Genomic DNA, 4734 nt, shown 5'->3' on the forward strand with positions numbered 1-4734 from the left:
GCGACGAGGTGAAGCCGGGCGAGATCGTGGCCCGTATTCCGACCGAAGGCGCCAAGACGCGCGACATCACCGGCGGTCTGCCGCGGGTGGCCGAGCTGTTCGAAGCCCGTCGTCCCAAAGACTGCGCGGTCATCGCCGAGATGGACGGCCGCGTCGAATTCGGTCGCGACTATAAGAACAAGCGCCGGATCAAGATCACCCCGGAAGTCAACGCAGACGGCATCCAGGGCGAACCGGTCGAGTTCCTGATCCCCAAGGGCAAGCACATCTCCGTCCACGACGGCGATCTGATCCAGAAGGGCGACTACATCATCGACGGCAACCCCGATCCGCACGATCTGCTGCGCATCCAGGGCGTCGAGGCGCTGGCCGAGTATCTGGTGAACGAAGTGCAGGAGGTCTATCGACTGCAGGGCGTGCCGATCAACGACAAGCACATCGAGGTGATCGTTCGCCAGATGCTGCAGAAGGTCGAGGTCATCGACTCCGGCGAGACCACGCTGATCAAGGGCGACACGGTCGAAGTGGCCGAGGCGGCGCTTGAGAACGCCAAGGTCGAAAAGCGCGGCGGTCGTCCGGCGATCACCCAGCCGGTCCTGCTGGGCATCACCAAGGCGTCGCTGCAGACCCGCAGCTTCATCTCGGCGGCGTCCTTCCAGGAGACCACCCGCGTCCTCACCGACGCCTCGGTCAACGGCAAGAAGGACACGCTGGAAGGCCTGAAGGAAAATGTCATCGTCGGCCGCCTGATCCCGGCCGGTACGGGCGCCTACCTGCGCAGCCTGCAGAAGATCGCCAACGATCGCGACGCGGAACTGACCCAGGCCCGCGAAGACGCGGTCGAGCCGCTGCCGGCCGACCTGCAACTGGAGCTGGAGAGCAGCGAAGGCTGATCCCCGCTTTCGAAGCGAAGACCTGAGGAGGGCGGCGCCGGCGACGGCGTCGCCCTTTTCTATTGGGGCTCGCGTCCGGGGCCGGAGGCGCCAGGAACCAGCGGCGCGCCAGACGCCGGCGGGCCGTCGCGGCGGGTGCGAACATTGCGCGAGGAGTCGGGCGTCAACGACGGGTCCAGATGCGCGCCGGCGCAGCCCGTGCCGAAGTTGGAGCCGATGCAGTCGGCCGGTCCGACCACGCCGACGCCGCCCGAAAGCGGTCGACGTTGGGCCTCCCACTGCTGCAGCCGGCGCGCGCCCTCACGGGCGAAGGCGGCGTCGCGCTCGGGATTGCCGGAGCCGTGGATGGGCGGGGCGGACGCCGCCCGGTCTCCGAACCGGTCGCGGCAATGGCGCCGTTCCTCCGCATTCAGCAGTTCGGGGGAGGCGCAGCCGGTCGCACCCAGCCGCAAACTTCGCGACATGGCGCCGCGGCGGTCGGTCGGATCGACCCGCCAGACCGTGTCCGGGGCAGGGGCGCCGGCGGGAGGTTGGACGGCCAGACGTGGCTGGACAGGGGCGGAGCGGCCCTCATAGGCCGGATCGGGCCGACGCGCCTGGGGGGCGGCGTCGTCGCGCGCCCGGCTCCGGATGGGCGCGTCGGACTCAGATGCGGCCATGACCGGGCGAGGGCGCTCGTCGCGCAGCAGGGGACGGGGCTGGATCTCCAGCAGGATCAGCGGGGGTTCAGCCTGGGCGACCCTGCGCGGCCCCAGGGCGTTCAGCGACAGCGCGGTGATGAGGCCGGCGTTCAACGCGACCGAAGCCACGACCAACGCCGCCTTGCGCCTGGTGTCGATGCGCCCGTCGCCCGTCAATCCTGCCCCTCCCGGTTCGGCGTCAAGCTGGGCGGCAAGCATGGCCGCTTTCGGGCGGCGCGGCGACTTGTTCGCGTCGCGGCTGTGCGCCGGCCACGCGAAACGGGGCAGGGAGGGAGACGCGCTTGACCCGAACGTCCATCACGCGTAGAAGCCGCCCACTTTCGAGGCGTGGCCGGTTCGCCGTCCGCTGAGATGACGACAATCGAACGGACGGCCTGTGCGCCGCCGGAACGCCCGAAGCGCGCGTTCCGGTTTTTCTGTTTGAGGACGGCGTCTCGGTCTCGATGACAACCCGGGCGGGGGAATGGTCCCTCGTTCACAAAAGAAGGCGCGGGGCGCCTCGGTCGAAAGACACACGCCCCCCACAGAAGTCGAGACCTGTCTCAATGCCTACGATCAACCAGCTGATCCGCAAGCCGCGCAAGCCCAAGCCCGTCCGCAACAAGGTGCCGGCCCTGGAAGGCTCGCCCCAGCGCCGCGGCGTCTGCACCCGCGTCTACACGACGACCCCGAAGAAGCCGAACTCGGCTCTGCGTAAGGTCGCCAAGGTGCGTCTGGCCAAGAACGGCTACGAAGCCGTGTGCTACATCCCCGGCGAAGGCCACAACCTGCAAGAACACTCGGTCGTGCTGATCCGCGGCGGCCGCGTGAAGGACTTGCCGGGCGTTCGCTACCACATCCTGCGCGGCGTGCTGGACACGCAAGGCGTCAAGGACCGCAAGCAGCGCCGTTCGCACTACGGCGCCAAGCGTCCGAAGTAAGCCGCCCTGCGCGTCATCAGATTCTAAGAGGATACATCCATGTCCCGTCGTCACCGCGCCCAGAAGCGTGAAGTCCTGCCGGATCCCAAGTTCGGCGACCTGATCGTCACCAAGTTCATGAACTACGTGATGTATGAAGGTAAGAAGGCCGTCGCCGAAAACATCGTCTACGGCGCCTTCGACATCCTGGCCGACAAGAAGAAGGACCAGACCGCGGTCGAGACCTTCCACTCGGCGCTCGACAACGTCGCCCCGTCGGTCGAAGTCCGGTCGCGTCGCGTCGGCGGCGCCACCTATCAGGTGCCGGTCGAGGTCCGTCCGGACCGTCGTCGCGCCCTGGCCATCCGCTGGCTGGTCAACGCCGCGCGCAACCGCGGCGAAAACACCATGACCGAAAAGCTGGCCGCCGAGCTGCTGGACGCCTCGAACAACCGCGGCACCGCGGTCAAGAAGCGCGAAGACACCCACAAGATGGCCGAAGCCAACCGCGCCTTCAGCCACTATCGCTGGTAACGCCTTCAAAGCGTCATCGACGATGACTATCTGAGACTATCCGGCGCGGGCGGTTTGAGCTAAATCGCCCGCGCCGCCTTATCCGACATTTCCGAGGGCGCCCTGGCGTCCGCCAAAGCCCCCAAGGGACGCTCTCATGCCCCGCACGCATAAAATCGAAGACTACCGCAACTTCGGCATCATGGCCCACATCGACGCGGGCAAGACGACGACGACCGAGCGGATCCTGTATTACACCGGCAAGTCCCACAAGATCGGCGAAGTCCACGACGGCGCCGCCACCATGGACTGGATGGACCAGGAGCAGGAACGCGGCATCACCATCACGTCCGCCGCGACGACCGCCTTCTGGAAAGAGAAGCGCCTCAACATCATCGACACCCCCGGCCACGTGGACTTCACCATTGAAGTCGAGCGTTCGCTGCGCGTGCTCGACGGCGCCGTGACGGTGCTGGACGGCAACGCCGGCGTCGAGCCGCAGACCGAGACCGTCTGGCGTCAGGCCGACAAGTACAAGGTTCCGCGCATCGTCTTCGTCAACAAGATGGACAAGATCGGCGCCGACTTCGACAAGTCGGTCGAGTCGATCCGCGACCGTCTGGGCGCCAAGGCCGTGCCGATCCAATTCCCGATCGGCGCCGAATCCAACCTGTCGGGCCTGGTCGACCTGGTCCGCATGAAGGCGGTGATCTGGGACAACGACGGCCTGGGCGCGTCCTTCCGCGACGAGGAAATCCCCGCCGACCTCAAGGCCAAGGCCGATGAAGCGCGTCAGTACCTGATCGACAACGCCGTCGAGCTCGACGACGAGGCGATGGAAGCCTACCTGGAAGGCAACGAGCCTTCGGAAGAAACCATCAAGAAGTGCATCCGCAAGGCGGTGCTGACGGGCGCCTTCTATCCGATCCTGTGCGGCTCGGCCTTCAAGAACAAGGGCGTGCAGACGCTGCTGGACGCCGTCGTCGACTACCTGCCGTCGCCGATCGACATCCCGCCGACCCCGGGCATCGACTTCAAGACCGAAGAGCCGGTTGTCCGCAAGGCGTCGGACGACGAGCCGCTGTCGGTCCTGGCGTTCAAGATCATGGACGACCCCTTCGTCGGCTCGCTGACCTTCTGCCGCCTGTATTCCGGCAAGATGGAAACCGGCCAGTCGCTGCTGAACTCGACCCGCGACAAGAAGGAACGCGTCGGCCGCATGCTGCTGATGCACTCCAACAACCGCGAGGACATCAAGGAAGCCTACGCCGGCGACATCGTCGCCCTGGCCGGCCTGAAGGACACCCGCACCGGCGACACCCTGTGCGACCCGATCAAGTCGCCGGTCATCCTGGAGCGTATGGAGTTCCCGGCCCCGGTCATCGAGATCGCGGTGGAACCCAAGACCAAGGCCGACCAGGAAAAGCTGGGCGTCGCCTTGGCCAAGCTGGCTTCGGAAGACCCGTCCTTCACCGTCTCGACCGACCACGAGTCGGGCCAGACGATCCTGAAGGGCATGGGCGAGCTGCACCTGGACATCAAGATCGACATCCTGAAGCGCACCTACAAGGTCGAAGCGACCATCGGCGCGCCGCAGGTGGCCTATCGCGAATCCATCAGCCGCAAGGCCGAGATCGACTACACCCACAAGAAGCAGACCGGCGGTACGGGCCAGTTCGCCCGCGTCAAGCTGGTCTTCGAACCGGGCGAGCCGGGTTCGGACTTCAT

General features: G+C 66.4%; 4 protein-coding genes and 1 pseudogene. 4 read left to right on the top strand and 1 reads right to left on the bottom strand.

The genetic code is table 11. The annotated features are described in order from the left end of the window. Window positions 1–893, top strand: a pseudogene (locus B2U11_RS14105) (DNA-directed RNA polymerase subunit beta'); the annotation flags it as partial. Between the two features lie 59 nt (window positions 894–952). Here B2U11_RS14105 and B2U11_RS14110 read toward each other — a convergent pair. Continuing rightward, window positions 953–1792, bottom strand: a complete 840-nt coding sequence (locus B2U11_RS14110; protein ID WP_292072650.1) for a hypothetical protein — start codon at window positions 1790–1792, stop codon at window positions 953–955. A gap of 347 nt (window positions 1793–2139) precedes the next feature. On the opposite strand from B2U11_RS14110, the gene rpsL reads away from it, so the two are divergent. The 3 genes from rpsL to fusA form a co-directional block, all read left to right on the top strand. Continuing rightward, window positions 2140–2514 (top strand): 30S ribosomal protein S12, encoded by a 375-nt coding sequence (gene rpsL / locus B2U11_RS14115; protein ID WP_021697983.1) that lies wholly within the window; start codon window positions 2140–2142, stop codon window positions 2512–2514. Window positions 2515–2553: 39 nt separating this feature from the next. Further along, complete coding sequence (rpsG, locus tag B2U11_RS14120) at window positions 2554–3027, top strand: 30S ribosomal protein S7 (protein WP_201216437.1); 474 nt, start codon at window positions 2554–2556, stop codon at window positions 3025–3027. A 136-nt stretch (window positions 3028–3163) separates the two neighbouring features. Further along, window positions 3164–4734, top strand: a 1571-nt coding sequence (gene fusA / locus B2U11_RS14125; protein ID WP_292072656.1) for an elongation factor G, incomplete at its 3' end; no start/stop codon positions are given.

This window comes from Brevundimonas sp. UBA7534 (genome assembly GCF_002479325.1).
Classification (GTDB): domain Bacteria; phylum Pseudomonadota; class Alphaproteobacteria; order Caulobacterales; family Caulobacteraceae; genus Brevundimonas.

Bases quoted from the DNA above. Each gene is read 5' to 3' on its own strand.
- B2U11_RS14110 (WP_292072650.1), bottom strand. From the start codon at position 1,792: ATGCTTGCCGCCCAGCTTGACGCCGAACCGGGAGGGGCAGGATTGACG.
- rpsL (WP_021697983.1), top strand. From the start codon at position 2,140: ATGCCTACGATCAACCAGCTGATCCGCAAGCCGCGCAAGCCCAAGCCC.
- rpsG (WP_201216437.1), top strand. From the start codon at position 2,554: ATGTCCCGTCGTCACCGCGCCCAGAAGCGTGAAGTCCTGCCGGATCCC.